Below are 24,908 nucleotides of genomic sequence, written 5' to 3'. Positions count from 1 at the left end.
TTCAGGCGGGAGCTTTTATTATGAAGTGATTGACGCTTGCTTATTTCTGTCTTTTGCCGGTTTGATCCGTTTGTCATAAAAAAGCGTTGTGGCAATACTGATCATCAGCAACACCAAAAGAGATAAAACAAGAGCCTGAATGCCGAAATGATCGACAAGCAAACCGCCAAACAACGGACCAATCATTCTGCCGCCTGTAGCCGCGCTGTTGACAAAGCCTTGGTAAAATCCTTCCTTTCCTTTAGGGGCAAGCTGGTTGGCAATCGTCGGCACTGCAGGCCAGACAAGCATTTCTCCGATGGTCAGGATTACCATGGCAGCCAGAAACATCGGAAAGTGTTTTGCTGTCAGCAGCATGCTGAAAGATGCAATGAAAATGATAAATCCGATGACCATTTGCGCTTTCAGTGACTCTGCCCATTTTTTCACCACAAAGCTGACAAGCGGCTGGCCAAGCACAATTAAAATTCCGTTAACCGTCCACAACACGCTGTATAAGGAAAGAGATATTCCAATACTTTGCGTGTATGAAGCAATCGTGGTAGACCATTGAGAATAAGCAAGCCAGCCTAGTACATAGCCGCTGCTTAATATGATCAGCGCGGCAAATTTCGCTTTGCCGTTCATAGCATCATAATCAAGCACGGATGTTTGAGACGCATCCTTCGTCTGAATATTTCGAAATCCGAAATATACGATAAAGAAAAAGAGCAGATACAATACGGCATTCGCCATAAATACGTACGAAAACGAGAAAGACGCCACGACACCGCCAAGCGCTGAGCCGACGGCCACCCCCGCGTTTTGCGCGACATAGATCGCATTAAATGCCTTCCTTCCCCCTTCAGGCCACACTGCCCCAGCCATGGCGTAGCTGGCTGGAAAAACAACACCGGAACCAAAGCCCACAACCGTCAGCAGTGCAATATAGGCAGGCCAATCATGAAAAAAGACAAGACCCATTAAGCTTGCTAACGTAATCGCAATTCCGAGCATAATCGATTTAAACCCGCCGATTTTATCAAACAAAAAACCGCCGCATAAATTTCCTGCTACACTGGCGCCGGAATTCAGCATCAGGACAAGTCCGGCTACTGTTAATGACTTTCCTAATTGATTATGAATATAAATCGTATTCAACGGCCACAAAAAAGAAGCTCCGGTCACATTGATAAACATTCCAATAACTAATATTTTAAGAGCACGCGGCATACTCATCCCCCTTTCTTACCTAAAAAAGCTCATGAAAAAAACGAAACCTAAAACGGCTCCGTACGAATCGAGTGATCATAGCACATTCATTCTATCTGTCTATCTCACATTTTTCAACTGATGAGCGTAAAAAAATCTAACAAATATTGTTTGTAAAATGTGAAATAAAATAGAAAAGGGAGGATTTTATGGAAATGACATTAGCATTCTTAGGTTTTCTTGCATGTCTCCTTTCGCTTGGCTATGGATTGTACCACCTCGCCGGATATATGCTAAAAAAGGAAAAACGTTTCTCTAAAAGACTTTTTTGGCCGCTTTTGATAGCAGGTCTCGTGCTTCTCTTCACCGGAGCAGGATTATCAGAGCCTGATGCCGCTGCAGCAAATGCTGAGAAAAAATATTCAGAGCTGAACACCGAATATAAAAGTCTCGCAAAAGAGCACGAAGCACTTGAGAAAGAATATCAATCTGTCAGCGCTGAAGCAAAGAAATTGAAAGTCAGCACAGAAGACCAAGACAAGCTTAAAAAGCTCGAAAAAGAAAATAGCGAGCTAAAAAAGACTCAGACATCATTAAAAGCTGAAACAAAAAAACTTCAAGATAATCAAAAACAGCTCAAAGAAGATAAAACAAACCTTGAAAAGCAATTAAGTGAGGCGAAAAGCCAGCCTGCGCGTTCTCATGAAAGCACGAAAAATTCTTCAAGCCATACAAATAAAGCTGGTGAAGCCAAAACAGCTGACAAAGCAGAAGGCTGTAACATTAAAGGAAGCAAAAGCGGCATCTATCATACACCAGGCAGTACATACTATGACCGGACAACTGATCCTGCTGAAATGTTCTGCTCAGTTGAAGAGGCTAAAGCCGCCGGCTACCGGGCACCAAAACGATAAGAAAAGCTCCAGAATTTCTGGAGCTTTTCCATTTTATAATGAAGATTTCATTACCTTCTTATAATATTGGACAGATAGAAAACCAAAAATGGAGTAAAGCGCTGTATATATCACCATGACCATAATCATCGGCGTCCACACCTCTGACCCGAATAAAAACCAGCCGGATTGGACGGCGAAGTAGCTGTGGAAAAGACCGACAACGAGCGGAATCCCGAAGTTGTACATTTGTTTGATGCGTATCCCCTTCATCAGATCCCCCTGCGTAAAACCAAGTTTTCTCAAAATCGTATAATTCGGTTTTTCATCTTCACTTTCACCCATTTGTTTAAAATAAAGAATACAGCCTGATGTAATCAGAAACGTTAACCCTAAGAAACCGACGATGAACATCACGATTCCAAACAGTGATTTTTGTGCTATACCTGTATCCAGTCTTGATAAGTGCTGACCTGTTTTATTCACATTCTGAAAAAGCTCATTTGCCTTTTCCAGCTGGTCTTCATGTTTCACGTTGATGCCGATAAATTCAGATTGCGCCAGCTGAATATGGGGGTCTTTATCTTTGTTCAACCTTTTATACAAGCGGTCATCTACTACCACTGTAGGCATCCCCCCGCTTGTAAACATGTATGATACAAGAAACTCATCTCTTAATCCTTTATAGTGTAATCGATGTGTTTCATTTTTACTTTTTACTTTTATGCTGCCGGAGTCTTTTAAAATCATAAGTTTTTGCAGTAAATCGGTATACCCTGAGAAAACCGCCTCCCCTGAAGCTACGTCGACTCCTGTTACATCTTTGTCGCTCACAACAGCAAGTTGTAATTTGCTAGGATCACCCTGCATTTCTTTCGGGTTTCCATCCATAATTTTTGTGACATCAAAAGCCGCTTGCAGAACAGGAGTTTCTTTTTTCACATACGAAATGTTACTTTCACTCAAACTGTTTTCAAATTGTTTGGCATTTTTCTCATTCATGAATGAAAAATCAGCCGCCACGTTTTGTTCAGCACTTTTTTCTGCCGAGTAATAGGAGATGTAAGCAAGAGACAACAGTCCAATGGCGAGCGCTGAAACGGTTGTAATAATCGTCAGCAGCAACGCGTTCGATTTCATTCTGAACATGATCGATGACAGGGACAGGACGTCGGAAATATGTAGGTAGCCGCCCTTGCTTTTTCGAATGATGTTTGAGATAAATGTGACCGATCCTTTATAAAAGAGAAACGTTCCAATAATAACAGTCCCTAAGATAAAGCTCATCGCGCCAAACAGTTCGTTAATGGTCTTAAATTTTCCGCCAAACAGCTCAGAAGACACATAGTATCCTGTCAAAATCAGCACGATGCCTAAAGCGCCGATCAGCATTTGGAAAAATGATATTCGCTTCACTTTATCTTCAGTAGAAGACACTACTTTAAATAAAGATAAAATGCTTTGTTTTTTGATAAATTTGTAATTCATGAGCATAATCAAGAGGTAAATGCCGCAAAACACAATAATCGTTTGAATCAAGGCTTGATCAGAAAAATACAGTTTTGCATCAGCTTTGACATCGACAATTTTAAATAAGATCATGAGCACAAGCTTTGAGATTGAAAACCCGGCCACTACTCCGATGGCTAAAGAGCCGAAATACAGCATGATATTTTCTGCGCTTAAGATGCGGAAGATTTTATGCTTTGTCATCCCGATTAATTGAAACAGCCCGATTTCTTTACTCCGTCTTTTAATAAATATCGTATTTGCATATAAAATAAAAATCGTCACCACAGCGACAAGCAAAATCGATGCGGTTTTAATAGCCGCGGCTCCCTTGATTGAAGCCTTTACTTCATTAATCGCGGGATCATACTGGAGCGTGACAAAGGCAAAATAAAGCGCCACGCTAAAGATTAGCGCAAACACATACAAATAGTAATTCCGAAGATTCTTTTTTAAATTTCTTAGGATGAGCTGATTAATGTTCATGCTGCACCCCGCCCAACACGCCTTGCGTTTTCATGATATCCTGGAAAAACGTCTGCCTGTCTTGGCCCCCTTTATTCAGCTGGGTGTACATTTGCCCGTCCTTAATAAAAATGACTCTGCCGCAGTAGCTGGCCGCTACCGGATCATGAGTGACCATAATAATCGTAGCGCTGCGTTTCTGATTGAGCTGGCTCAGTTTGTTTAACAGATCAGAGGCCGATTTCGAATCGAGCGCGCCGGTCGGTTCATCAGCGAAGATAATGCTTGGGTCATGAATAAACGCTCTCGCAGCCGATGTTCTCTGCTTCTGGCCGCCGGATATTTCATTCGGGTACTTATCTCGTAATTCATAAATCCCCAGCTCTTTTGCAACTTCCTCAAACTTGCGATTGGCTTCCTTTTTTGACAGTTTCGTGATCGATAGCGGCAAAAGGATATTTTCTTTCACTGTCAATGTGTCTAACAAATTGTAATCTTGAAAGATAAAGCCTAAATGCTGTTTTCGAAACTCAGCCAGCTGCTTTTCCTTCATAGCAGTCATTTCGTTTCCGTTAATGTTGATCGTTCCATGACTGACCTGATCAATCGAAGACAGTACGTTAAGCAAAGTGGTTTTGCCCGATCCGGAAGCACCCATAATACTGACAAATTCGCCTTTTTGGATATGAATATCAATGCCCTTCAGCACTTCCTGTTTATTCAGCTTGTTCCCATAGTTTTTTCGAATTTTATTCGCTTCTAAGATCATCATTTCTAAAATCTCCTTTATTTTGGATAATCTCATTATAAAAAGGAATGCCGGGCTTTTCCTTCGATTGGGCGAACAAAAAAGAAAAGCATGTGACATTTTCGTCACATGCTCATGACACGTTCAAATTGATTCCGTTTTGAAAAGGTTAATGTAAAAACTGTCCCTGCACCGAACTCCGAATACACATCAATATGGATCAATAACGGCGTCGCTGCCTTTTTCACCAAGTACAGCCCCATGCCAGTAGAGGCGTGATTATGGTGATCCACTGTGGATGTAAATCCTTTATCAAAAATGCGCGGCACATCTTTTTGATCAATTCCCCTGCCAAAGTCTTTCACTTCAAGCTGCGTCTGTTCCCCTTTTTGAACGCTTTTGATCTCAATGTCAGAGGCTTCGCTGTATTTCACCGCGTTTGTCAGCAGCTGCCGAATGATAAACGCCAGCCATTTCGCATCGCTCAGCACTTCCTCAGCCTCCAGCTGAATATCAAAGCCGATCCCTTTCTGGATGCACCATGACTGTAATTCTTTGATTTCCTTGAAGATCAAAGGCCGGAGCTGTATGCGCTCTACAGACAGGTCGTTTTCAATAAATGATATGCGTTTTTGATGAAGCTGCTGATCAAGAAGCAGGTGAATACGTAGCCATTCATATGACAGCTGGGATTTTAAAGCTTGGTCCTCCACTCTATCTATGAGTAAATGCATTGCTGTTAATGGTGTTTTCACTTCATGAATCCAGGCCATCAGCTCATCTTTTTCATTTTCTAAAGCCAAACGATGCTGGGCTGCGGTTTGTTTCAAGTAGTTCGTTTGTCCGGCAATGCTCCTTTCAACCATCGATTCAAACGGCGTTTCCGGTTCATTTATAGCTGTCGCATCAAGATTGTTCTCCCATGTTTTCAAGCTTTTATAAAACGCCGTTTCTTTCCGATAGCGAACCCAAAGGAATATGATAAAAAACAAGACACATAAATATACCAGATAAAGAACATTTTCAAAAGAAATGGCAGAATCAACAAAAGCAATAAATAACATCAAAACCTGCTGAAACAAAAACGCGGCAATCCAGCTTCGCCGTTCAATGAGAAACGCTTTAATCATAGAATTGATCCTCTTCCTTCGCGAGATAGCCTTGGCCTACCTTTGTCTCGATATATGCGCCAAGCTGCAGAGCGTCCAGTTTTTTTCGCAGGCGATTGACATTGACGGTAAGCGTATTATCACTCACAAAACGCTCATCGTTCCACAAGCTTCTGATCAGCTCTTCCCGGCTGACGATCTTGTTTTTTTGTTCTATCAATTGTTTGAGAATGAATATTTCGTTTTTCGTCAGTTCTACGGAACCTTTGTCATTGCTGACGAGGTTCTGCTCCGCGTCTATAGCCGCGCCGCACCACGTTTTGATCGCGCTCGGCTCCGTATTATAATGATACACGCGCCGGAAAATTGCTTGGATTTTCGCTATCAGCACATCAAAATGAAACGGCTTTTGAATAAAATCGTCCGCTCCAAGCTGCATAGACATTACCATATCAGCAGGATGATCACGTGAGGATAAAAAGAGAATCGGAACATTTGACCGGGAGCGGATCAGCCGGCACCAATGAAATCCGTCAAACTTAGGCAGCTGGACATCAATAATGACACAATCAGGCTTAACCGCCGCAAATTCCTCAATCACTTGACTGAAATCCTGAATGCCATATACATCATAAGACCATCCCGTTAATCGATCCTTAATTTCATGAAACAGCGATTCATCATCTTCAATCAGCAAAAGTTTAAACAATCGACTCACCGCACTTTTCCTTTTTTATCAAGTGTATAGCAAAACGCCCATCATACACTATAAAGAAAGCCGACTGTCTCAGCCGGCTTATACATCTTATAATTCTCTTCTCAGCGCTGTCAGCACGTTGGTTTTTGTCGCTTTTCTCGCCGGGTTCACACCGGAAATCACCGCAACCCCTCCGCAAATCACAACAGCGATAATGACAAGGCTCGCCGGGATGTAGGAGAATGTGTAATTCAGATCGCCCGCATCGCTGCCGCTTGTCGCCGCGAGAATCATCGGAACGGCCAGGTTGACAAGGTAGCTCACACCGTAAGAAATGATAATCCCAATCACACAGCCTAAAATTCCGATATACGCGCTTTCCATTAAGAACATACGGCGAATGATAGACGGACTCGCCCCAATCGCTTTCATAATTCCGATCTCCTGCGTTCTTTCTGTCACCGCCATCGTCATCGTGTTGAAAATGCCGATTGCAGAGATAATAACCGCGATACATCCCACAAAGATCAAACCGATTTTGAAGACCATGAAGAAGGTGTTGGCTCCCTTAAGCTGCGTTGTTACGGACATCACATGGTAACCGTCATCCGTCAGATCATTTGTCAGCTGTTCAACATGATCAAATTTGTCTGCATACACTTTAGTGCTTTTTTCAACAGAACTGCTGTCTTTGGATAAATCCAGAAACTTCGAAAAATCGTGCTTAAAGCTGTTGCTCACAAAAATATCATTATCTTCCTGCCAATCTGTATTCGGTTTCTTCGTAATGCCGACAATTTTAAAATCATAAGACTTTTCTTCATCAACATTGCCGGTTTCCTCATTTGTTTTAGAGACATTGAGCTGGATCGTTTTATTCAGCACATCTTTTGTAAACCCTTTTGGCTCTTTAACTTCCTCATCATTTACTTGGGATTTGCTGATTTCTTTTTCGTAATCTTCGGAATCCTTTTTCGTCCATAGATACTTAGCAAAATTATATCCAACTACGATTTCGTTTTCTGACTTTGCAGTGCGTCCTTTTGCCAGCTCCATATTGGATTTTAATTCATCGTCCATGTTTGTGAAAACCAAAGTGGAATTCGTATTGGTTCGATCTCCCAGCTTCGCTTCAACCGGTTCGTATACCGTTGTCCTTTCTACCACCGCTTTGACATTGTCATATTTCTCTAAATCAGCCTTTTTAAGATCTTTCCCATCCGATTTTCCGTACACCTGGATTTCCGTTACAATCTGCTGGCTCATCGTCATATCTGTAATCGTCTTTTGAATTCCGAACCCAACCGACGACAGGACAACCAAAAACGCACACGCCATTGTGGTCGCAAGAATCGTCATAAAGACGCGGAGCCTGTTTTTCTTCATATTTCTTCTAATAAAATGAACCTGATCTTTAAACCTCATCGGTAATTCCCCCTTTTAACACACCGTCATGAAGCTGAAATTTTGAATGTCCGATAGAAGCGACCTCATCATCGTGGGTGATGATCACAAATGTAATGCCCCGCTCGCGATTCAATTGCTGGATCAATTCCAACACTTCCTGTTCCGTTTCTGAATCAAGGCTACCCGTCGGCTCATCCGCTAAAATAATAGATGGATTTAAAATCAACGCTCTCGCAATACTGACACGCTGCTGCTGTCCGCCTGACAGTTCATTCGGATAATGAGCAGCGTGATTTTCCAGACCGACTCGCTTCAGCATATCCTGCACCTTTTGCTTGCGCTCAGACGGTTTGATTCCTTTTAACGCCAGCGGCATTTCAACATTCTCATACGTTGTCAGGCCAGGGATCAGCTGAAAGCTTTGAAAAATAAACCCGAAATGATCAAGGCGAAACTTCGCCCATTCCTTTTCATTAAAACCCGTCACATCAGCGCCATCAATGACAATCCGCCCTTTTGTCGGCGAGATGTAGCCGGAAATCAAATTCAAAAGCGTTGACTTTCCTGAGCCGCTTCGCCCGACAATACAGGCGATTTCCCCTTTCGCCACGCTTAATGAAACATCCTTCAATACTGGAACTTCATTCTCACGGCCTTTTTTTCCGATAGTGAAAGAATGGTCGATATGCTGAACATCAATCATATTTTCTCTCTCCCCTTACAATAGTTTCGTTTTTTTATAAATCGTAAAATAACTGATCAAAAACCCAATCACAGCACCTGCGGCCATGCCAATTAGGTAGCCGGAAAAGCTCTCGCTTACTGAGTATCCAAAACAGCCAAAACCTAAAATTCCAATGATAATGACGATGACTTGCATCGGGCGATCCAATGCTTTCCACAAAAAGAAATATCCGTTTCGATCATTTGCCAGCTTGATGAAGCTGATGCAGCCGATGATGTAGAACATGATGCTCATCACAGCCGGAATAACTAAATAATACGGTGAATCATCAACCCAATTTGGAACCACATACATAATCGGAAATATATACTTTACCCATTCTGGGATAGGGGTGTCTAAAAATGCCACTCTTCCGTTAAAAAGGATATCCATATTAATTGCAGGCAAGGTAATCACTAAAAAAGGTAAAATAGTGACGGTAAAAGAGACCAACAGCTGTGCAAAAATACTGCCCGTCAGAGCTCCGCCAGCCATGACCAAAGAATAAGCAAGCATGCTGACGATGATCATTCCAAGACTGTAGTGGTGAAAATAAACGGCCTGATCAGGCTTCAAAAGCACAAGCAGCAAGACAGATAAAAGATAACCTATGAGCTGCGGCACCACAATCACCATTCCGCCGGTGAGAAACTTCGCATTAAATATCTGCCCTCGTGTATAAGGAAGGCTTAATGTAAAATCAAACAAGCTCTTGCTTCGTTCAATTCCAAGCTGGCTGACAGCCAAAACGACACCCAACATCCAAAAGAATGAGATGAATGTGCCGTTTAAGTAATCAACACTGAATACGCAGGGACTGACCCAATTTTCTTTTCCGGTGACACAGCCTTGATAGATGAGATACATATTTATTATTGATAGGGGATTACCCAATATAAAAACCAAAATGGTAATAACGAAGGCGACTTTATTCTGCCGCCACTCTTTGAAAAGCAGTCCGGAATCCGGCAACTCACTTCCCTCCAAACCTAAGGCATTTCTTACACTTTTGTTTTCTTAAATATAGAGAAGTAGCTCACAAAGAATCCAACTACAGCTCCAATGATCATTCCAAAAATATAACCAATAATGGAATGTCCGGTAGAATATCCAAACAAACCAAATCCGAGAATGCCAAAAATGATAACCAAAATTTGTACCGGACGGTCTAATCTCTTCCAAAGGAAAAAGTATCCGTTTCGTTCACTTGGATGCTTTTTAAAGCTTATATAGCCAATCAAGTAAAACAGAGCGCTCATGACAGCCGGAATGAATAAAATATATTTACTGTTGGTAAGCCAGTCATTTGAAACATAAACAAGGGGAAATAAATACATGAGATTATTCTCCAACTCATAATAAGATTCCATTGAAGAGAAAATCTCATATATATGAAAATCAAAAACAATTTCCAAATTGGTAAACGGCAATGCAAGGATTAAATACGGCAATATCCCGGCAGAAAGTGCAGTTAATAGCTGGGCAAAAACATTTCCAGTTAACGCTCCGGCGGCCATTACCAGTGAAAAAACCATAAAACTAATAACGATTACTCCAACGCTGCTGTGTTCAAAAAAGTAGACGTGTTCAGGGCTATAAACAAGAATCAGCAGCCACGCAAGTAAAAAGCCAATCAATTGTGACAGCACAATGACAATGCCCCCTAACCAAAATTTCGTCTGGAAAATTTGGCTTCTGTTATACGGGAGGCTTAATATAAAATCCATCGTGCCTTTCGAACGCTCCATTCCGAGGAAGCAGACTGCCAAAATGACCCCCGGCACCCAGTTGATATCTATCAAGTTGCTCGTGTAATTCACAATAAAATCACAATATTGCGGGTCTTGGTGATCAAGACATCCTTGATAAGACAAATACTCATTAACGATAGAAAGTGGATTTGCAAACACTAAAAACACAATACTAAGCAAAATCACCACTTGATTCTGCTTCCACTCTCGATAGAGGAGACCTCGGTTTACCATCTCCGCTTCCCTCCAAACTTCGCAATAAACACTTCTTCCAAGTTGACAGGAAGCTCGTTCCACACTTTTGGCTTCAGCTCTTTTAAAAAGCTCTTCTTCTCTTCGTCGCTTTTCGGAATCAGCACCGTGTAAAACACGCCGGCCTGATCAAGCATCGGAATGTTTTGCTCTCTGATCGCCAAATTGACATCTGTGTCAAAGGCCATTTGAATTTTGATATATTCTTCTTTTAACTCATCCAGATCCATGACATTGGTCAGCCTGTTGTCTTCAAGAAACCCAATTCGGTTGCACATCCGTTCTATATCCTCAAGCCGGTGAGACGTAATGAGAATGCTTGTATCACGTTCCGCCACTTCATCGACCATCAGCTGAAGCACATCATGCCTTGTCACCGCGTCAATGCCGTCCGTCGGCTCATCAAGAAGAATCAGCGCCGGTCTCGCCGCAAACGAGAGTACGAGCGACAGCTGTTTTTTCAAGCCTGTCGACAGCTCGCGATATTTTTTCGTTTCCGGAATTTCGTATCTGTTCATCAATTCATTCGCATACGTGACATCAAACTTCGGATACATTCTTCTCAGGATATCGACCAACTGCTTGTATGAATACTTATCGTAAAAAGGATTCTGAACCGGCATGTAGATGATATTCTGTTTCACCTTCGGATGCTTTTTGATTTCTACGCCGTCAAACAAAACCGTCCCGCTGTCCGCGAAAATGATTTGCTGGATTAAACGAAGCATTGTCGTTTTGCCTGATCCGTTGCGGCCAAGCAATCCGAAGATTTCTCCTTTTTCGATTGTTAACGAAACGTCCTTTAATACTTGATTGCCGTCAATCGTTTTTGACAGCTGCCGTAATTCAATCATCTTGTTGACCTTCTTTCACATCAGCGCTGATTTCCTTTATCCATTCTTGCAGTTTTTCCAGCTCAACCCCTGCATAATGGGCATCGATGATGAGCTGTTTGAGTTGCTCTTTAATCATCGTCATCTTCCCTTCAACCAATGTCGTTTTTGCACGCTCCGATATATACGTTCCTCTGCCGCGCAGCGTTTCGATAATTCCCTCTCGTTCAAGCTCTTTATATGCTTTGCTGACAGTGTTTGGATTTGCGATAATGATCGTCGCCAATTCTCTGACAGAAGGAAGCTTATCACCAGGCCTCATGATCCCTTTCAAACAAAGCTCTTTCATTTGCTGAATAATTTGTTCGTAAATCGGTGTTGAGCTTCTTGGATCGATTTGAATCATTTACTTCCCTACTTTCTATACGATCTGATCCTTTTTATAGATAAAACTGATCAATTATACTTTTTTGCCATTCAAAACCGATCATCACAAGAACAATAAAAAAAGAACAAGCGATTACAGATGCCGCAATCAGCAAGGGCACGTTACGTTTGTTTCGTTTTTTACGTTTCATAACTGCCTCCCTTAATTTCAATATATAAATGATTTTACTTTAGTGTCTATAGTGTATTACGTCAATTAGTACACTTAATACAATAAATACTTAAGCATATAAAGTCAATCCTTTTTTACAAAAAAAACGGACCCTTCCAAAGGGTCCGTCGTTTCTTACACATCAAGAGGATGCTGCAATATCATATTGTTTTGCAACGTTTGAAGCTGGAGCCTCATTCTGTACAGCTGTTCTCTCTGCTGTTCATTTGAAGACAGCCACAGCTTATTCAAGGCATTTACCGCATTTTCAAGCTGCATTTGTGCATCACTGTATTCTTGCTCGTTATAATGCTCTTGTTTTGAAGCGGTTGTCAGCTGCTCTTCAGCATAATCATATGCCTGCATACATTGCTGGAGATGTTCATCTACTGATTGTCTTGTTGCCACAGTAACCCCTCCTCTTGGTAATGGAAACAATCCATCTTTCATATTGTAGCCTCATCTGACTTCATTCAATAAAGTAATTTATGGTCGATATTCATTTGTTCTCTTGTGAAATGCGTGCTACAATTTTAGGATGCAATCGTACGCAAGGAGGCACATGAATTGTGATGCAGAACAATCCTTTTCCTTATTCTAATACGGAAAAACGCTATCATACATTGAATTATCATCTCAGAGAACATTTCGGCCATAAGGTATTTAAAGTGGCGCTGGACGGCGGCTTTGACTGTCCGAACCGGGACGGCACCGTTGCCCATGGCGGCTGTACATTTTGCAGCGCAGCAGGCTCTGGCGATTTCGCCGGAAACCGGGCCGATGATTTAATTACGCAATTCCATGACATTAAAAACCGTATGCACGAAAAATGGAAGGACGGCAAATACATCGCTTATTTCCAGGCTTTCACCAATACGCATGCGCCTGTTGAAGAGCTTCGCGAGAAATTCGAATCTGTCCTCGCGCTTGATGATGTGGTCGGCATTTCGATCGCCACGCGCCCAGACTGTCTGCCCGATGATGTCGTTGAATATTTAGCAGAGCTGAATGAACGCACATATTTGTGGGTTGAGCTTGGGCTTCAAACGGTTCATGAACGGACAGCTCTTCTGATCAATCGCGCACATGATTTTACCTGCTATACAGAAGGTGTCAATAAATTAAGAAAACACGGCATACGTGTCTGCTCTCATATCATCAACGGACTGCCTTTGGAAGACAGGGATATGATGATGGAAACAGCAAAGGCAGTCGCAGATTTGGACGTCCAAGGCATTAAAATCCATCTGCTGCACCTATTGAAAGGCACGCCGATGGTCAAGCAATATGAAAAAGGAAAACTGGAATTTCTTTCTCAAGATGACTATGTGCAGCTCGTCTGTGATCAGCTTGAAATCATTCCCCCGGAAATGATCGTCCACCGTATTACAGGTGACGGACCGATTGAGTTGATGATCGGGCCCATGTGGAGCGTTAACAAATGGGAAGTGCTTGGCGCCATTAATAAAGAGCTTGAAAATCGCGGCAGCTATCAAGGAAAGTTGTTTCAGCGGCTTCAGGAGGAATCTGCTTTATGATTTTGAAAAAAATTCTCCCTTATAGTAAAGAACTGCTGAAAATGGCCGCGGGAGAAGGAGATATCGTCGTAGATGCAACGATGGGCAATGGACATGATACGCAATTTTTAGCGGAGCTTGTCGGTGAACACGGCCATGTGTACGCATTCGACATTCAGGAATCAGCTGTGGCAAATACGAAGGAACGGCTTGGTGAGATTTATCAACAGAGAGCAACATTATTTCACAAAAGCCATGACAAAATCGCTGAATCTCTCCCGCCGGAAACACACGGTAAAGTGGCAGCCGCTATGTTTAACCTCGGCTATCTGCCTGGCGGAGACAAATCGATTACGACGAGCGGGAATTCAACCATTCAAGCAATTGAACAGCTGCTCAGCATCATAAAAGAGGAAGGCCTGATTGTTCTGGTCGTTTATCATGGCCATCCGGAAGGCAAAGCAGAAAAAAATGACGTGCTCGACTTTTGCCAAGCTTTGGATCAAGAAGCGGTCCGAGTGTTAACATACGGATTTATCAACCAGCAAAATGATCCGCCATTTATTGTCGCCATCGAAAAAAAAGCTCAAATCAGCAAATGATTTGAGCTTTTTTCTTTGCGTTTTTCATCCAGGCCATTTTTTGAAATTTACGGTAGGCTCTGCCATTAATATAAAAGAAAAAAGAGGTTTTTCCGCTTGCTTTGATCAGCTTTTTCGCGAGCCGGCCTATTTTCTTTTGGCCCGCCACTTTATCATCTGACAAATAAACGCCCAGCAAGCCTCGATTAATTAACCGATGGAAGTTTTCATGCGGAATGCCTTGCAAATGCTCGTCGGCTTTTTGGATAAAGTGTTCAAGCCGGTTCATCATTTCTTCATGCGATTCGTAATACGAGCAGAAATTCAAGTCCCCTTCCAGCAAGTCCTCCTCTTGGTCAATCAAATAATCAAGCAGAATGTGAAGACCTTGTATGTAAGGAAAATAGCTATTGCGGATTTTTTTAGCGGTGTTTTCTGTGAAATCAGTCTGGAACGAATACGCAACAAGACAGAAAATGCCTAACGTCGAACCTGCACAAGCTGAAAATTCATACCATTCCATCTTAGGAAGCTCTGATTCATATTGAGCAAACCACTTTTCAAGCCGCGGAACACGTTCATGCTCAATGACATGTTTATGCACCTGCAAATCACAATAATAGCTGCACAGCTCAAGCAGATAAGGTTTAATCAGATGATAATGCTCAATTGAACCAAGAACACGCTGGCACGTTTTAACCAATTCATGCAAATATCCGCTGTCATCTTGCTCTTCTCTGAACTGGTAGTAATTTTGTGGTTCCGCCCCCACTGTCAGTGCGTCCTGCATTGAGGCATGGAGCATTCTGAAATCCTGCGGGTCAAGCGAGGTGCTGCGGTCACACAAATTGTCCAAGTAATCGCTGATTGTTTGATACGCGATGATAAACTCGACGCATTTTTGCTTTTGATTGCCTGACAACAAGGCCAGTATGCCGCCACCTTCACAGTGGAACGTTTTGTCACGAATACTTGCGGTTGCCTGTGCTTTTAATTCACTGTTATGAATTGATTCTGATTTTTGTTTCCATATGTCCAGCTCTTGATGGACGAGCGGAAAAATGTCTCGATATACCTTTGCCATCAGTCCAAAAGGATGTTCCGGTACTGTCAACACATGCACCCCCCATTAGTTCAAATATATTGATCAGTAAACGCTCTTGCTGCTTTAAAAACATCTTCTCTTTCTGGTTCATTAAATATTTCATGATAAAGCCCTTCCCACTCTCTATACGCTTTATTGCGGGAAGCAACACCTGAAAACCACTTGATGACCATCGTTTTATCGACGAGCTTATCGTCACCAGCCTGCATGACAAGAAGCGGCACATTTAAAAACGCATCTGTCGGCACCATTGCTGACTCAATTGTTTTTAACAGTTCTCTGTACCATCTGACAGATACCTTTCTGACGTATAACGAGTCATTTTGGTCGGCCTCGATGATGTTCTCATTGCGCGTCGCCATATCAAGTGATAATCCCGAATCAACCCTAAGCGACGGAGCAATGACATTCAAGCCTCTTGATGCGAAATCAAGCGCTTTATTGACCTTAATTTGCAGTCCGAGACACGGGGATGATAAAATGATTCCCGTAATGCGGGGATTTCTTTGCTGTTTAAACCATTCAATCGCGACCAGGCCGCCCATGCTGTGACCAAGAAGAAAAACCGGCAGCTCAAAGGTTCGCGCTTTATCTATCCAAGTATCTACTTCATCAATGTATTCTTGAAATGAGCGAATATGACCTCTGGCTCTTGTGGTTGTCCCCTGACCCGGCAAGTCGCCCATAACCACGTGATAGCCTGAGGATCTCCACATTTCAATCAGCCATTTATATCGTCCGTGATATTCACTTGCCCCGTGAATGATCACAATCACGGCAACAGGTCTGTCTGCTTTCCAGGTCCACATGCTCTTCACCTCATACGAAATTTAAATAGAGAAAGAAGGAGGAATACTTATGATCTGCCCTTATCATGAACACATGCCAGATATCCATCCAACAGCCTTTATAGCTGAGAACGCAACCATTATCGGCGACGTCGTTATCGGAGAACAGTCCAGCATTTGGTTTTCTGTTGTCATAAGAGGAGATGTCGCGCCGACCCGGATCGGAAATAGAGTCAATATCCAAGATTTAAGCTGCCTCCATCAAAGCCCGAACCGGACGCTTCTCATTGAAGATGACGCCACGATAGGCCATCAGGTTACACTTCATAGCGCTGTCATCCGCAAAAACGCCTTAATTGGCATGGGCTCAATCATCTTAGACGGAGCTGAAATTGGCGAAGGCGCCTTTATTGGTGCCGGCAGTCTTGTTCCGCCTGGAACAATCATTCCGCCTGGCCAACTCGCCTTTGGCCGTCCTGCAAAGGTCATCCGTCCTTTGACGGAAGATGACCGAAAAGATATGCAAAGAATACGGTCTGAATATGTAGCAAAGGGCCAATACTATCAATCACTCCAACAAACATAAGACCTGTTTCGTCTTACTTTACCATTTTTTAAATTATGTTTGAAAGCAATAACCATCCTTTCCCCGGACGTAATGACAGTTCGGGGTTTTATTTTTCCATAAAACGTTCACATAGTACATGACATGTTTAACTTTTATCTTATCATAAAACTGTAACAGCCTCTGCAAAACATATCCCTATTCTTTCCTGTTCTCTGTTTTCTATGAGCACACAAAAAGGGCCTGAGAGCTCTTCTGGTCTTTTATCGGGACTGCAGGCCCTATAAACATGCCAATGATACATATGACGGAAAGAGTGTCTTTAGTGGCTGCGCTGGTACGGAATTGTTCCTCGGCTCCGTAGCAGCTGTTCAATGAGCGGGTTCGGGTCATTTGGCAGCGTATGTCATAAGCGGCTGGTTATATTTTTTATTATCTTCGAGTTCGCGGTACAGCTCTTGTTTTGCAAGCTCCTCTAGAAAAAATATGTCATTTTTCCGAATTTTTAGTTCATATCGGATAAAAGAATAATAACAAGGCTTTCGACGAATCGAAAGCCTTGTTATTTGTTATACAAAAATGACTTCTTTAGGCTGATGGTTCAGCTCTTCAGGCATATACCGTTTTTCGATATTGATGCTGTGCCAAATCATAAAGATCAGGACAGTCCAGATTTTACGGCTGTTATCAGCCTTGTCCGCACAATGGTCTTCAAGAAGCTGAAGAACATAATCTTTATGGATATAAGCATCCGTTTGGCTTTCCTGAATAATATTCCGCACCCATTCGTTCATTTCATTTTTCAGCCAATGACGGATCGGTACAGGGAAACCAAGCTTTTTGCGATTTAATACGTGCTCAGGCACAATTCCTTCAGCGGCTTTGCGAAGGAGGTACTTCGTTGTACCATTCTTCGTTTTCAGCTCATCTGGAATTTTTGAAGCGACGTCAAATACGACTTTATCCAAGAATGGCACACGCAGTTCCAAAGAATTCGCCATTGTCATTTTGTCCGCTTTTAACAAAATATCGCCGCGCATCCAAGTATGGATATCGACATACTGCATTTTATTGATATCGCTGTATGAGCTGCTTTCTGTAAAGTAAGTCTTCGTCACGTCACGATATGAAAGGTTCGGATTATAATGCTTGAGCAGCTGCTTTTTGACAGACTCTTCAAAGATCTTCGCGTTACCGATATAACGGTCTTGAAGCGGAGTACAGCCGCGCTCAAGCAGGCTCTTCCCTCTCATTCCTTCAGGCATAACGGCTGCAACATGAAGAAGCATCTTTTTCAGGCCGGACGGAATGCGCTCAAACGGCTTAAGCGAAAGCGGTTCACGGTAAATGTTATATCCACCGAAGAGCTCGTCTGCACCTTCACCTGATAAAGCAACTGTGACATGTTTTTTTGCTTCTTTTGCCACAAAATACAATGGAATTGCCGCCGGATCAGCAAGCGGATCATCAAAATGCCATACAATCTTCGGAAGCTCATTCATGTATTCCTCAGGCGAAATGACTTTGCTGATATTTTCAATACCAAGCGCAGCCGCAGTTTCTTTCGCTACATCAACTTCACTGAAGCCCTGCTGTTCAAATCCGACAGAAAAGGTTTTTAAGCTTGGATGTAATTCTTTCGCAACGGATACAATAAAAGAAGAATCAATTCCGCCAGACAGGAATGAACCGACAGGAACGTCACTTCTCATATGAACGTTCACAGAGTCATAGATCGCGTCTCTGACCTCTTTCACAAGCTTTTCTTCTTCAGTCTGAACCGGTTTAAAGTTCGCTTTGAAATACGTTTTGAATGTGATATCTCCGTCCGGGCGGATGGTGAACTGTGAACCCGGCTCTACTTTTTTCACATTTGCATCAAGCGTGCTTGGTTCAGGAACGAATTGGAAAGACATGTATTGCTGCAATGCCTCTTTATCTATTTCAATATCATTCTGGGCAACCATTAAACTTTTTCTCTCTGAGGCAAAATACACCTGATCATTGATCGTTGTGTAGTACAATGGTTTAATGCCGAATGGATCTCTTGCTCCATAAAGAACATGATCGTTTTTATTCCAAATGAGAAAAGCAAACATACCGCGCAGTTTGGACGCAGCTTCTTCTTTATAGTGACGGTAAGTCGCAAGAAGAACCTCTGTGTCCGAATCTGTGTTGAATGTATACCCCTTAGCTTCAAGTTCTTCTCTCAGTTCAATATAGTTGTAGATTTCTCCGTTAAAGATAATCCAATATGTTTCATCTTCATATGATAAAGGCTGTCCGCCATTTTCTACGTCAATAATGCTGAGCCGTCTGAATCCAAATCCAACGTGCTCATCATGGAAATATCCATCACTGTCAGGACCGCGGTGAACGATCATTTGGTTCATTTGTTTGATTAGTTCTTCTTGATCAGCGGTTTGAGCTAACGGATGCTTGTTAAAAACCCCGACAAATCCACACATAGTATTGCCTCCATAATTAAAATTGTCATCATTGAACCCCTATTTATAGACGCTGTGAATAATATTTGGTTTCACAGTATGTAAAAAAATAAACATGAATACAACGATAAAAAAGGAAAGCCGCTTACCAGTAAGCGGCTATAAAATTATTCTCCTAACGCTTCTTTACGCAGCTGCTCCGCCTTGTCTGTACGTTCCCACGGAAGATCAACATCGTGGCGTCCAAAGTGGCCGTATGCAGCAGTTTGTTTGTAGATCGGACGGCGTAAATCAAGCATTTTGATAATGCCGGCAGGTCGTAAATCAAAGTTATTGCGAACAACTTCAATCAGTTTTTCCTCAGAAGCTTTTCCGGAACCGAAAGTGTTGATTGAGATTGACACGGGCTGAGCAACACCGATCGCGTAAGCAAGCTGCACTTCGCAAGAATCTGCCAGCTCAGCCGCAACGATGTTTTTTGCAACATATCTTGCTGCATATGCAGCAGAACGGTCTACCTTCGTCGCATCCTTACCTGAGAACGCGCCGCCGCCGTGGCGTGCATAGCCGCCATACGTATCAACGATGATTTTGCGTCCTGTAAGTCCAGCATCCCCTTGAGGCCCTCCGATAACGAAACGTCCTGTAGGGTTGATGAAATATTTTGTTTCCTCATCAATCAGCTCTTCAGGAACAACCGGGTTGATCACATGTTCTTTAATGTTACGCTGGATTTGCTCAAGCGTAATTTCAGGGTGATGCTGAGTTGAAATGACAATCGCGTCAATGCGAACAGGTTTGTTCTGTTCATCGTACTCAACTGTTACCTGTGTTTTGCCGTCAGGGCGAAGGTACGGAAGAATATCTTCTTTACGGACTTCACTGAGGCGGCGGGCCAATTTATGAGCAAGTGAAATTGGAAGAGGCATTAGCTCTTTCGTTTCGTTGCACGCATAACCGAACATTAAACCTTGGTCACCCGCACCGATCGCTTCAATTTCTTCGTCGCTCATTGTGCCTTCACGGGCTTCAAGCGCTTGGTCTACACCCATCGCAATATCAGCAGATTGCTCGTCAATTGATGTTAAAACTGCACAAGTTTCCGCATCAAATCCGTATTTCGCACGTGTGTATCCGATCTCTTTAATGGTTTGGCGAACGGTTTTCGGAATGTCAACATACGTAGATGTTGTGATCTCTCCGCTGACAAGAACTAAGCCAGTTGTCACAGATGTTTCACAAGCAACACGCGCGTTAGGGTCTTTCTTTAAAATTTCATCTAAAATGCTGTCAGAAATCTGGTCACAGATTTTATCCGGATGCCCCTCCGTAACAGATTCTGATGTAAATAAACGACGATTTTTACTCATGATTTGCTTCCTCCTGCACAAGGCCTCCCGAAAGACCTTGTATATATGATACGGAACTCGCTCCCTCTTATACAATGAAACGTTATATTAGAGAATGTAAATTGGCATATTTATGAAATAAAAAAACCTTTTCCATCGAGGAAAGGGTTTGGTCTTTGTGCCTTTCACTCTTATCGCTCAAGGAATCATACAACCTTGCAACAGGTTAGCACCTTGGTTGTCTCACACAATTGAACATAATAAATAACAGAGAAACCGGTTGCTGGGCTTCATAGGGCCTGTCCCTCCGCCAGCTCGGGATAAGAGTATCCGCTCAATGAAATATCTTATCGTAAAAAGGTTTGCAATGTCAATATGATTCAAAAGAAATAGGCGCCTATATCAAGGGAAAAGATTGGAATATGCATACACAAAAAACGATAAATAGTATAGACTATTTAAAAATATATGTTATACTAATTCACAATTAGCAAAACACAAAAAAACGATAAAGGAAGGTTTCATATGAACTCAGTTGATTTGACCGCTGATTTACAAGCATTATTAACAAGTCCAAATGTGTGTCATAATTTATCAGCAGCACAGCTTACAGAAAAAGTATTATCCCGCAACGAAGGCATTTTAACTTCTACGGGTGCTGTCCGGGCGACAACAGGGGCTTATACGGGACGTTCACCTAAAGACAAATTTATCGTGGCGGAAGAAAGCACGAAACATAAGGTCGATTGGGGTCCGGTGAATCAGCCGATTTCAGAAGAAGCATTTGAGCGGCTGTACGCGAAAGTCGTCAGCTATCTGAAGCAGCGAGATGAGCTGTTCGTTTTCGAAGGATTTGCCGGAGCAGACGAAAAATACAGGCTGCCGATCACCGTCGTAAATGAGTTCGCATGGCACAATTTATTCGCCAGACAGCTGTTTATCCGCCCGGAAGGCAATGATAAGAAAACAGTTGAACAGCCGTTTACGATTCTTTCTGCACCACATTTCAAAGCAGATTCAAAAACAGACGGCACACATTCCGAAACGTTTATTATTGTCTCTTTCGAAAAGCGCACGATCTTAATCGGCGGAACAGAGTATGCTGGGGAAATGAAAAAATCGATTTTCTCCATTATGAATTTCCTGCTCCCTGAAAGAAATATTCTATCCATGCACTGCTCCGCCAATGTCGGTGAGACAGGTGATGTCGCCCTTTTCTTCGGATTGTCTGGCACAGGTAAAACCACCCTTTCAGCCGATGCTGATCGCAAGCTGATCGGCGACGATGAACACGGCTGGTCTGACACAGGCGTCTTTAATATTGAAGGCGGGTGCTACGCTAAATGTATTCATTTAAGCAAGGAAAAAGAGCCTCAGATTTTTAATGCGATCCGCTTTGGGTCTGTTCTCGAGAATGTTGTTGTGGATGAAGGTACGCGGGAAGCCAATTATGATGATTCCTTCTATACTGAAAACACGCGGGCGGCTTATCCGATTCATATGATTGACAACATTGTAACTCCGAGCATGGCAGGCCACCCGTCAGCGATTGTATTTTTGACGGCTGATGCATTCGGAGTGCTGCCGCCGATCAGCAAGCTGACGAAAGAACAGGCGATGTACCATTTCTTGAGCGGCTATACGAGCAAGCTAGCTGGAACCGAACGCGGTGTGACGTCTCCTGAGACGACGTTTTCCACATGCTTCGGCTCACCGTTTTTACCGCTTCCTGCTCACGTCTACGCTGAAATGCTCGGCCAAAAGATCGATGAACACGGCGCAGACGTTTTCTTGGTCAATACCGGCTGGACCGGCGGCGGCTACGGCACAGGCGAACGCATGAAGCTTTCTTACACGAGAGCGATGGTCAAAGCAGCGATTGAAGGCAAATTAGAGGATGCTGAAATGATGACTGACGATATTTTCGGCCTGCACATTCCGCTTCACGTTCCTGGCGTTCCTGATCATATCCTTCAGCCGGAAAACACGTGGAAGAACAAGGAAGAATATAGAGAAAAGGCAGCTTACCTCGCAGAAGAATTCAAAGAGAATTTTAAAAAGTTCGCACATACAGATGCTATAGCACAGGCAGGCGGCCCTCTCGTTTAACAAACAAAAGCCAAGAGCAATAACGCTCTTGGCTTGTTTTAATTAACAGAATGCAGTGAAGTCAGCTTGTACGTAATGAGGGTTCGGCCGTCTTCCCATTGAAGCTTCTGCACTTCAGCTGTGCCTGACTTTTCGCCGAACTTTGTTTTCCGCACATCCATCGGAATCTCCATGGGATACACACGATATCCGTCTTTCTCTAGCGTGAATATATTTTCATCTATGCGCACTTCTTTTCCTTTTGTCACAATCAGTGTATTAAATTCAACAGGCATTCCCAAAGTGAGATCCCCTTTCGTTCTCTTTTCCTTTTATCATACCATATTTCACCCTCAGCGGTTTTTCATCCATTGTGTAAGCTGCCGCACGATACGCCGGTTTTCTTTTGGCGGAAAATAATGTGTGAATGCACTGTAATACCACGTCTCCACCGGCTTATGCAGCTGTTTTAGCTTCTCTTCAAATAAATAGGAATGCTGAATCGAAACGTTTTGGTCTTTTGCTCCATGAATTAACAGCACAGGAGCCTGGATCTTATTTACTTGATCAAACGGTGTTCTCCATTTGTATTCTTCAGGCACCTTTTTCGGCGTTCCGCCAATGACTCTTTTCATCATCCGCCGCAAATCCTGCCGCTCCTCATATGTAAGGACCATATCGCTGACGCCTCCCCAGGAAACAAACGAAGCCGCTTGCCGGCCCATTTCAATCGCAGTGAGCATTCCCATAATTCCGCCGCGGGAAAAGCCGAAGATATGGATTCTGTTCTTCTTGACTTTTGGATGCTGCTGAAGCAGTTGAAATGCAGAAAAAGCATCCTCCCTGTCTTCACCGGCAAAATCCTCATTGCCCTCTCCTCCTTGATTCCCTCTATAAAAAGGAGCAAACACAACAAACCCTTGAGATGCAAACTGGATAATCCGGCCCGGCCGAACCATGCCTACGCTTTTAATCCCGCCGCGCAAATATAAAAATCCATCATATTGCCCCTGTGCCGCCGGTTCAGCCAGAAGCCCCTTCACACGCAAGCCATTTGATAGATAGCAGATCGTATACAGACGTACTTGCTGGCTTGGCGACGGAAATCTTCTTTTCTCAATAATCAAAAAAGCCGCCTCCTTTTTTCTATATGCTTCCCTTACTCTAAAGTGACATCCTGAGAACCCCATTAGGCATTCACACATTTTTATACCCATCATACGATATGTAAAGCAAAATAGGGTATTTACATGATGCTAAATAAGGAGGTTGTCCATGTGAACAAATGGTTAAGGCTGGGCTGCGCTTGTGTCGGCAGTATATTTCTAATGATCGCTCTGACGGCTTGCAAGCAGCAAGACACACTTACCAAAATCAAAGTAGCTGAAGTGACCCATTCGATTTTTTACGCCCCTTTATATGTTGCTGAGTCTAAGGGATTTTTCGAGGAAGAAGGGCTTGATATCGATGTAAATACAACATGGGGCGGTGATAAAACAATGACATCGCTTCTTTCAAACGGCTCAGACATCGCACTTGTCGGGTCAGAAACATCAATTTATGTCAAATCGCAAGGGGCTAAAGATCCTGTCGTTAATTTCGCCCAGCTGACACAAACAGATGGTACGTTTCTTGTCGCGAGAGAGGATATTGAACACTTCGACTGGGATCAGCTAAAAGGAAAAACATTTCTCGGCCAAAGAAAAGGCGGCATGCCGCAAATGGTCGGTGAATATGTGCTGAACAAACATAAGATTGAGCCGCATAAGGAGATTGATCTCATCCAAAACATAGACTTCGCTAATACCGCCAATGCATTTGCTTCTGGAACCGGTGACTATGTACAGCTCTTTGAACCGCAAGCCTCTCTTTTTGAGAAAAAAGGCATCGGACATATCGTGGCTTCATTCGGAGAAGAATCAGGCCAGGTTCCTTATACGACTTTTATGGCGAAACAAAGCTATCTGAAAAAACACGAGGACACAGCTGTTAAGTTTACAAAAGCCATTTATAAGGCACAGCAGTGGGTGGGAAATCACTCAGCAAAAGACATTACGGACGCCATTAAAAACGAATTTGCTGATATTGATCCGGCAGTCATTGAAACTTCGATTGAACGCTACAAGAAGCAACATTCGTATTCACCAGATCCCCTGCTCAACGAAAAAGAATGGGAGCTACTTCAAACCATTATGGATCAATCGGGAGAATTGCCAAAGCATATTCCATACAATGAGCTTGTAAATAAACAAATTGCCGAAAAAGTCACCTCGGAAAAATAGGAGGCGCCA

At 42.9% G+C, this 24,908-nt stretch carries 25 protein-coding genes and 1 riboswitch; of the genes, 6 read left to right on the top strand and 19 right to left on the bottom strand.

Annotated elements, in window-relative coordinates; genetic code table 11:
- Positions 1 to 18: 18 nt before the first annotated feature.
- Positions 19 to 1,212 carry an MDR family MFS transporter gene (locus tag AAGG74_RS00350; RefSeq protein ID WP_429674207.1) on the bottom strand — a complete coding sequence of 398 codons (1,194 nt, stop codon included), beginning with the start codon at positions 1,210 to 1,212 and terminating at the stop codon, positions 19 to 21.
- Positions 1,213 to 1,400: 188 nt separating this feature from the next.
- Here AAGG74_RS00350 and AAGG74_RS00345 point away from each other — a divergent pair, with 188 nt between their 5' ends.
- The gene (locus AAGG74_RS00345) at positions 1,401 to 2,105 is read left to right on the top strand and encodes a sunset domain-containing protein (protein WP_429674206.1); all 705 of its coding nucleotides are present in this window, start codon (positions 1,401 to 1,403) and stop codon (positions 2,103 to 2,105) included.
- Between the two features lie 33 nt (positions 2,106 to 2,138).
- Here AAGG74_RS00345 and AAGG74_RS00340 read toward each other — a convergent pair whose 3' ends face one another.
- The 12 genes from AAGG74_RS00340 to AAGG74_RS00285 form a co-directional block, all read right to left on the bottom strand.
- Positions 2,139 to 4,079, bottom strand: a complete 1,941-nt coding sequence (locus tag AAGG74_RS00340; protein WP_162101168.1) for an ABC transporter permease — start codon at positions 4,077 to 4,079, stop codon at positions 2,139 to 2,141.
- Positions 4,069 to 4,830, bottom strand: coding sequence for a bacitracin ABC transporter ATP-binding protein BceA (bceA, locus tag AAGG74_RS00335; RefSeq protein WP_162101169.1), 762 nt, complete (start codon positions 4,828 to 4,830; stop codon positions 4,069 to 4,071). The genes AAGG74_RS00340 and bceA overlap by 11 nt, the downstream gene beginning before the upstream one ends.
- Before the next feature lie 101 nt (positions 4,831 to 4,931).
- On the bottom strand, positions 4,932 to 5,936 hold the full coding sequence (locus tag AAGG74_RS00330; RefSeq protein WP_429674205.1) for a HAMP domain-containing histidine kinase: 1,005 nt from the start codon (positions 5,934 to 5,936) through the stop codon (positions 4,932 to 4,934).
- Positions 5,929 to 6,624 (bottom strand): two-component response regulator BceR, encoded by a 696-nt coding sequence (gene bceR / locus AAGG74_RS00325; RefSeq protein WP_429675215.1) that lies wholly within the window; start codon positions 6,622 to 6,624, stop codon positions 5,929 to 5,931. The genes AAGG74_RS00330 and bceR overlap by 8 nt, the downstream gene beginning before the upstream one ends.
- A 96-nt stretch (positions 6,625 to 6,720) precedes the next feature.
- Entirely contained in the window at positions 6,721 to 8,037 is a 1,317-nt protein-coding gene (locus AAGG74_RS00320) for an ABC transporter permease (protein ID WP_162101171.1), read from the bottom strand.
- A complete protein-coding gene (gene ytrE / locus AAGG74_RS00315; protein ID WP_429674204.1) occupies positions 8,027 to 8,722 on the bottom strand; it encodes an ABC transporter ATP-binding protein YtrE in 696 nt (231 codons plus the stop codon). The genes AAGG74_RS00320 and ytrE overlap by 11 nt, the downstream gene beginning before the upstream one ends.
- Before the next feature lie 15 nt (positions 8,723 to 8,737).
- Positions 8,738 to 9,715: an ABC transporter permease YtrD gene (gene ytrD / locus AAGG74_RS00310; RefSeq protein ID WP_429674203.1), complete on the bottom strand. Its 978-nt coding sequence runs from the start codon at positions 9,713 to 9,715 to the stop codon at positions 8,738 to 8,740.
- A gap of 29 nt (positions 9,716 to 9,744) precedes the next feature.
- Complete coding sequence (ytrC, locus tag AAGG74_RS00305; protein WP_429674202.1) at positions 9,745 to 10,728, bottom strand: ABC transporter permease YtrC; 984 nt, start codon at positions 10,726 to 10,728, stop codon at positions 9,745 to 9,747.
- Complete coding sequence (ytrB, locus tag AAGG74_RS00300; protein ID WP_429674201.1) at positions 10,722 to 11,600, bottom strand: ABC transporter ATP-binding protein YtrB; 879 nt, start codon at positions 11,598 to 11,600, stop codon at positions 10,722 to 10,724. Before ytrB ends, ytrC begins: the two co-directional genes overlap by 7 nt.
- Positions 11,593 to 11,985, bottom strand: a complete 393-nt coding sequence (ytrA, locus tag AAGG74_RS00295; protein ID WP_429674200.1) for a GntR family transcriptional regulator YtrA — start codon at positions 11,983 to 11,985, stop codon at positions 11,593 to 11,595. The genes ytrB and ytrA overlap by 8 nt, the downstream gene beginning before the upstream one ends.
- A gap of 34 nt (positions 11,986 to 12,019) precedes the next feature.
- Positions 12,020 to 12,157 (bottom strand): hypothetical protein, encoded by a 138-nt coding sequence (locus AAGG74_RS00290; RefSeq protein ID WP_162101177.1) that lies wholly within the window; start codon positions 12,155 to 12,157, stop codon positions 12,020 to 12,022.
- A gap of 155 nt (positions 12,158 to 12,312) precedes the next feature.
- Positions 12,313 to 12,585, bottom strand: a complete 273-nt coding sequence (locus tag AAGG74_RS00285) for a YtzC family protein (protein WP_162101178.1) — start codon at positions 12,583 to 12,585, stop codon at positions 12,313 to 12,315.
- A gap of 161 nt (positions 12,586 to 12,746) precedes the next feature.
- On the opposite strand from AAGG74_RS00285, the gene mnmL reads away from it, so the two are divergent.
- Positions 12,747 to 13,715 carry a tRNA modification radical SAM protein MnmL/YtqA gene (gene mnmL / locus AAGG74_RS00280; protein WP_429674199.1) on the top strand — a complete coding sequence of 323 codons (969 nt, stop codon included), beginning with the start codon at positions 12,747 to 12,749 and terminating at the stop codon, positions 13,713 to 13,715.
- Positions 13,712 to 14,296 carry a tRNA 5-(aminomethyl)-2-thiouridylate-methyltransferase MnmM gene (mnmM, locus tag AAGG74_RS00275; protein ID WP_429674198.1) on the top strand — a complete coding sequence of 195 codons (585 nt, stop codon included), beginning with the start codon at positions 13,712 to 13,714 and terminating at the stop codon, positions 14,294 to 14,296. Before mnmL ends, mnmM begins: the two co-directional genes overlap by 4 nt.
- On the opposite strand, the gene tbcS is transcribed toward mnmM, so the two are convergent.
- A complete protein-coding gene (gene tbcS / locus AAGG74_RS00270) occupies positions 14,286 to 15,389 on the bottom strand; it encodes a tetraprenyl-beta-curcumene synthase (RefSeq protein WP_429674197.1) in 1,104 nt (367 codons plus the stop codon). The genes mnmM and tbcS overlap by 11 nt on opposite strands.
- Before the next feature lie 20 nt (positions 15,390 to 15,409).
- Positions 15,410 to 16,189 (bottom strand): phospholipase YtpA, encoded by a 780-nt coding sequence (gene ytpA / locus AAGG74_RS00265; RefSeq protein ID WP_429674196.1) that lies wholly within the window; start codon positions 16,187 to 16,189, stop codon positions 15,410 to 15,412.
- Between the two features lie 49 nt (positions 16,190 to 16,238).
- Here ytpA and AAGG74_RS00260 point away from each other — a divergent pair, with 49 nt between their 5' ends.
- A complete protein-coding gene (locus AAGG74_RS00260) occupies positions 16,239 to 16,754 on the top strand; it encodes a gamma carbonic anhydrase (protein WP_429674195.1) in 516 nt (171 codons plus the stop codon).
- 548 nt (positions 16,755 to 17,302) lie between these two features.
- On the opposite strand, the gene asnB is transcribed toward AAGG74_RS00260, so the two are convergent.
- Positions 17,303 to 19,201 (bottom strand): asparagine synthase (glutamine-hydrolyzing), encoded by a 1,899-nt coding sequence (asnB, locus tag AAGG74_RS00255; protein WP_429674194.1) that lies wholly within the window; start codon positions 19,199 to 19,201, stop codon positions 17,303 to 17,305.
- A 146-nt stretch (positions 19,202 to 19,347) separates the two neighbouring features.
- On the bottom strand, positions 19,348 to 20,550 hold the full coding sequence (metK, locus tag AAGG74_RS00250; protein WP_162101185.1) for a methionine adenosyltransferase: 1,203 nt from the start codon (positions 20,548 to 20,550) through the stop codon (positions 19,348 to 19,350).
- A 167-nt stretch (positions 20,551 to 20,717) separates the two neighbouring features.
- Positions 20,718 to 20,856, bottom strand: a riboswitch (SAM riboswitch).
- 198 nt (positions 20,857 to 21,054) lie between these two features.
- Here metK and pckA point away from each other — a divergent pair.
- A complete protein-coding gene (gene pckA / locus AAGG74_RS00245) occupies positions 21,055 to 22,638 on the top strand; it encodes a phosphoenolpyruvate carboxykinase (ATP) (RefSeq protein WP_429674193.1) in 1,584 nt (527 codons plus the stop codon).
- Positions 22,639 to 22,676: 38 nt separating this feature from the next.
- Here the strand turns inward: pckA and AAGG74_RS00240 are convergent, their stop codons facing one another.
- Together AAGG74_RS00240 and AAGG74_RS00235 are read right to left on the bottom strand one after the other, a co-directional pair.
- Positions 22,677 to 22,919, bottom strand: a complete 243-nt coding sequence (locus AAGG74_RS00240; protein ID WP_162101187.1) for a DUF2584 domain-containing protein — start codon at positions 22,917 to 22,919, stop codon at positions 22,677 to 22,679.
- Positions 22,920 to 22,970: 51 nt separating this feature from the next.
- Complete coding sequence (locus tag AAGG74_RS00235) at positions 22,971 to 23,744, bottom strand: alpha/beta hydrolase family protein (RefSeq protein WP_162101188.1); 774 nt, start codon at positions 23,742 to 23,744, stop codon at positions 22,971 to 22,973.
- A 150-nt stretch (positions 23,745 to 23,894) separates the two neighbouring features.
- On the opposite strand from AAGG74_RS00235, the gene AAGG74_RS00230 reads away from it, so the two are divergent.
- Entirely contained in the window at positions 23,895 to 24,899 is a 1,005-nt protein-coding gene (locus tag AAGG74_RS00230; protein WP_429674192.1) for an ABC transporter substrate-binding protein, read from the top strand.
- Positions 24,900 to 24,908: the final 9 nt, after the last annotated feature.

It is taken from the genome of Bacillus mexicanus, from assembly GCF_050445615.1.
GTDB classification, from domain to species: Bacteria; Bacillota; Bacilli; order Bacillales; family Bacillaceae; genus Bacillus; species Bacillus mexicanus.
This window is presented reverse-complemented; position numbering and strand designations above follow the sequence as displayed.

Excerpts from the sequence above, each read along its gene's own strand:
- AAGG74_RS00350 (WP_429674207.1), bottom strand. The coding sequence starts at position 1,212 with ATGCCGCGTGCTCTTAAAATATTAGTTATTGGAATGTTTATCAATGTG.
- AAGG74_RS00345 (WP_429674206.1), top strand. The coding sequence starts at position 1,401 with ATGGAAATGACATTAGCATTCTTAGGTTTTCTTGCATGTCTCCTTTCG.
- AAGG74_RS00340 (WP_162101168.1), bottom strand. The coding sequence starts at position 4,079 with ATGAACATTAATCAGCTCATCCTAAGAAATTTAAAAAAGAATCTTCGG.
- bceA (WP_162101169.1), bottom strand. The coding sequence starts at position 4,830 with ATGATGATCTTAGAAGCGAATAAAATTCGAAAAAACTATGGGAACAAG.
- AAGG74_RS00330 (WP_429674205.1), bottom strand. The coding sequence starts at position 5,936 with ATGATTAAAGCGTTTCTCATTGAACGGCGAAGCTGGATTGCCGCGTTT.
- AAGG74_RS00320 (WP_162101171.1), bottom strand. The coding sequence starts at position 8,037 with ATGAGGTTTAAAGATCAGGTTCATTTTATTAGAAGAAATATGAAGAAA.
- ytrE (WP_429674204.1), bottom strand. The coding sequence starts at position 8,722 with ATGATTGATGTTCAGCATATCGACCATTCTTTCACTATCGGAAAAAAA.
- ytrC (WP_429674202.1), bottom strand. The coding sequence starts at position 10,728 with ATGGTAAACCGAGGTCTCCTCTATCGAGAGTGGAAGCAGAATCAAGTG.
- ytrB (WP_429674201.1), bottom strand. The coding sequence starts at position 11,600 with ATGATTGAATTACGGCAGCTGTCAAAAACGATTGACGGCAATCAAGTA.
- ytrA (WP_429674200.1), bottom strand. The coding sequence starts at position 11,985 with ATGATTCAAATCGATCCAAGAAGCTCAACACCGATTTACGAACAAATT.
- AAGG74_RS00290 (WP_162101177.1), bottom strand. The coding sequence starts at position 12,157 with ATGAAACGTAAAAAACGAAACAAACGTAACGTGCCCTTGCTGATTGCG.
- mnmM (WP_429674198.1), top strand. The coding sequence starts at position 13,712 with ATGATTTTGAAAAAAATTCTCCCTTATAGTAAAGAACTGCTGAAAATG.
- ytpA (WP_429674196.1), bottom strand. The coding sequence starts at position 16,189 with ATGTGGACCTGGAAAGCAGACAGACCTGTTGCCGTGATTGTGATCATT.
- AAGG74_RS00260 (WP_429674195.1), top strand. The coding sequence starts at position 16,239 with ATGATCTGCCCTTATCATGAACACATGCCAGATATCCATCCAACAGCC.
- asnB (WP_429674194.1), bottom strand. The coding sequence starts at position 19,201 with ATGTGTGGATTTGTCGGGGTTTTTAACAAGCATCCGTTAGCTCAAACC.
- metK (WP_162101185.1), bottom strand. The coding sequence starts at position 20,550 with ATGAGTAAAAATCGTCGTTTATTTACATCAGAATCTGTTACGGAGGGG.
- pckA (WP_429674193.1), top strand. The coding sequence starts at position 21,055 with ATGAACTCAGTTGATTTGACCGCTGATTTACAAGCATTATTAACAAGT.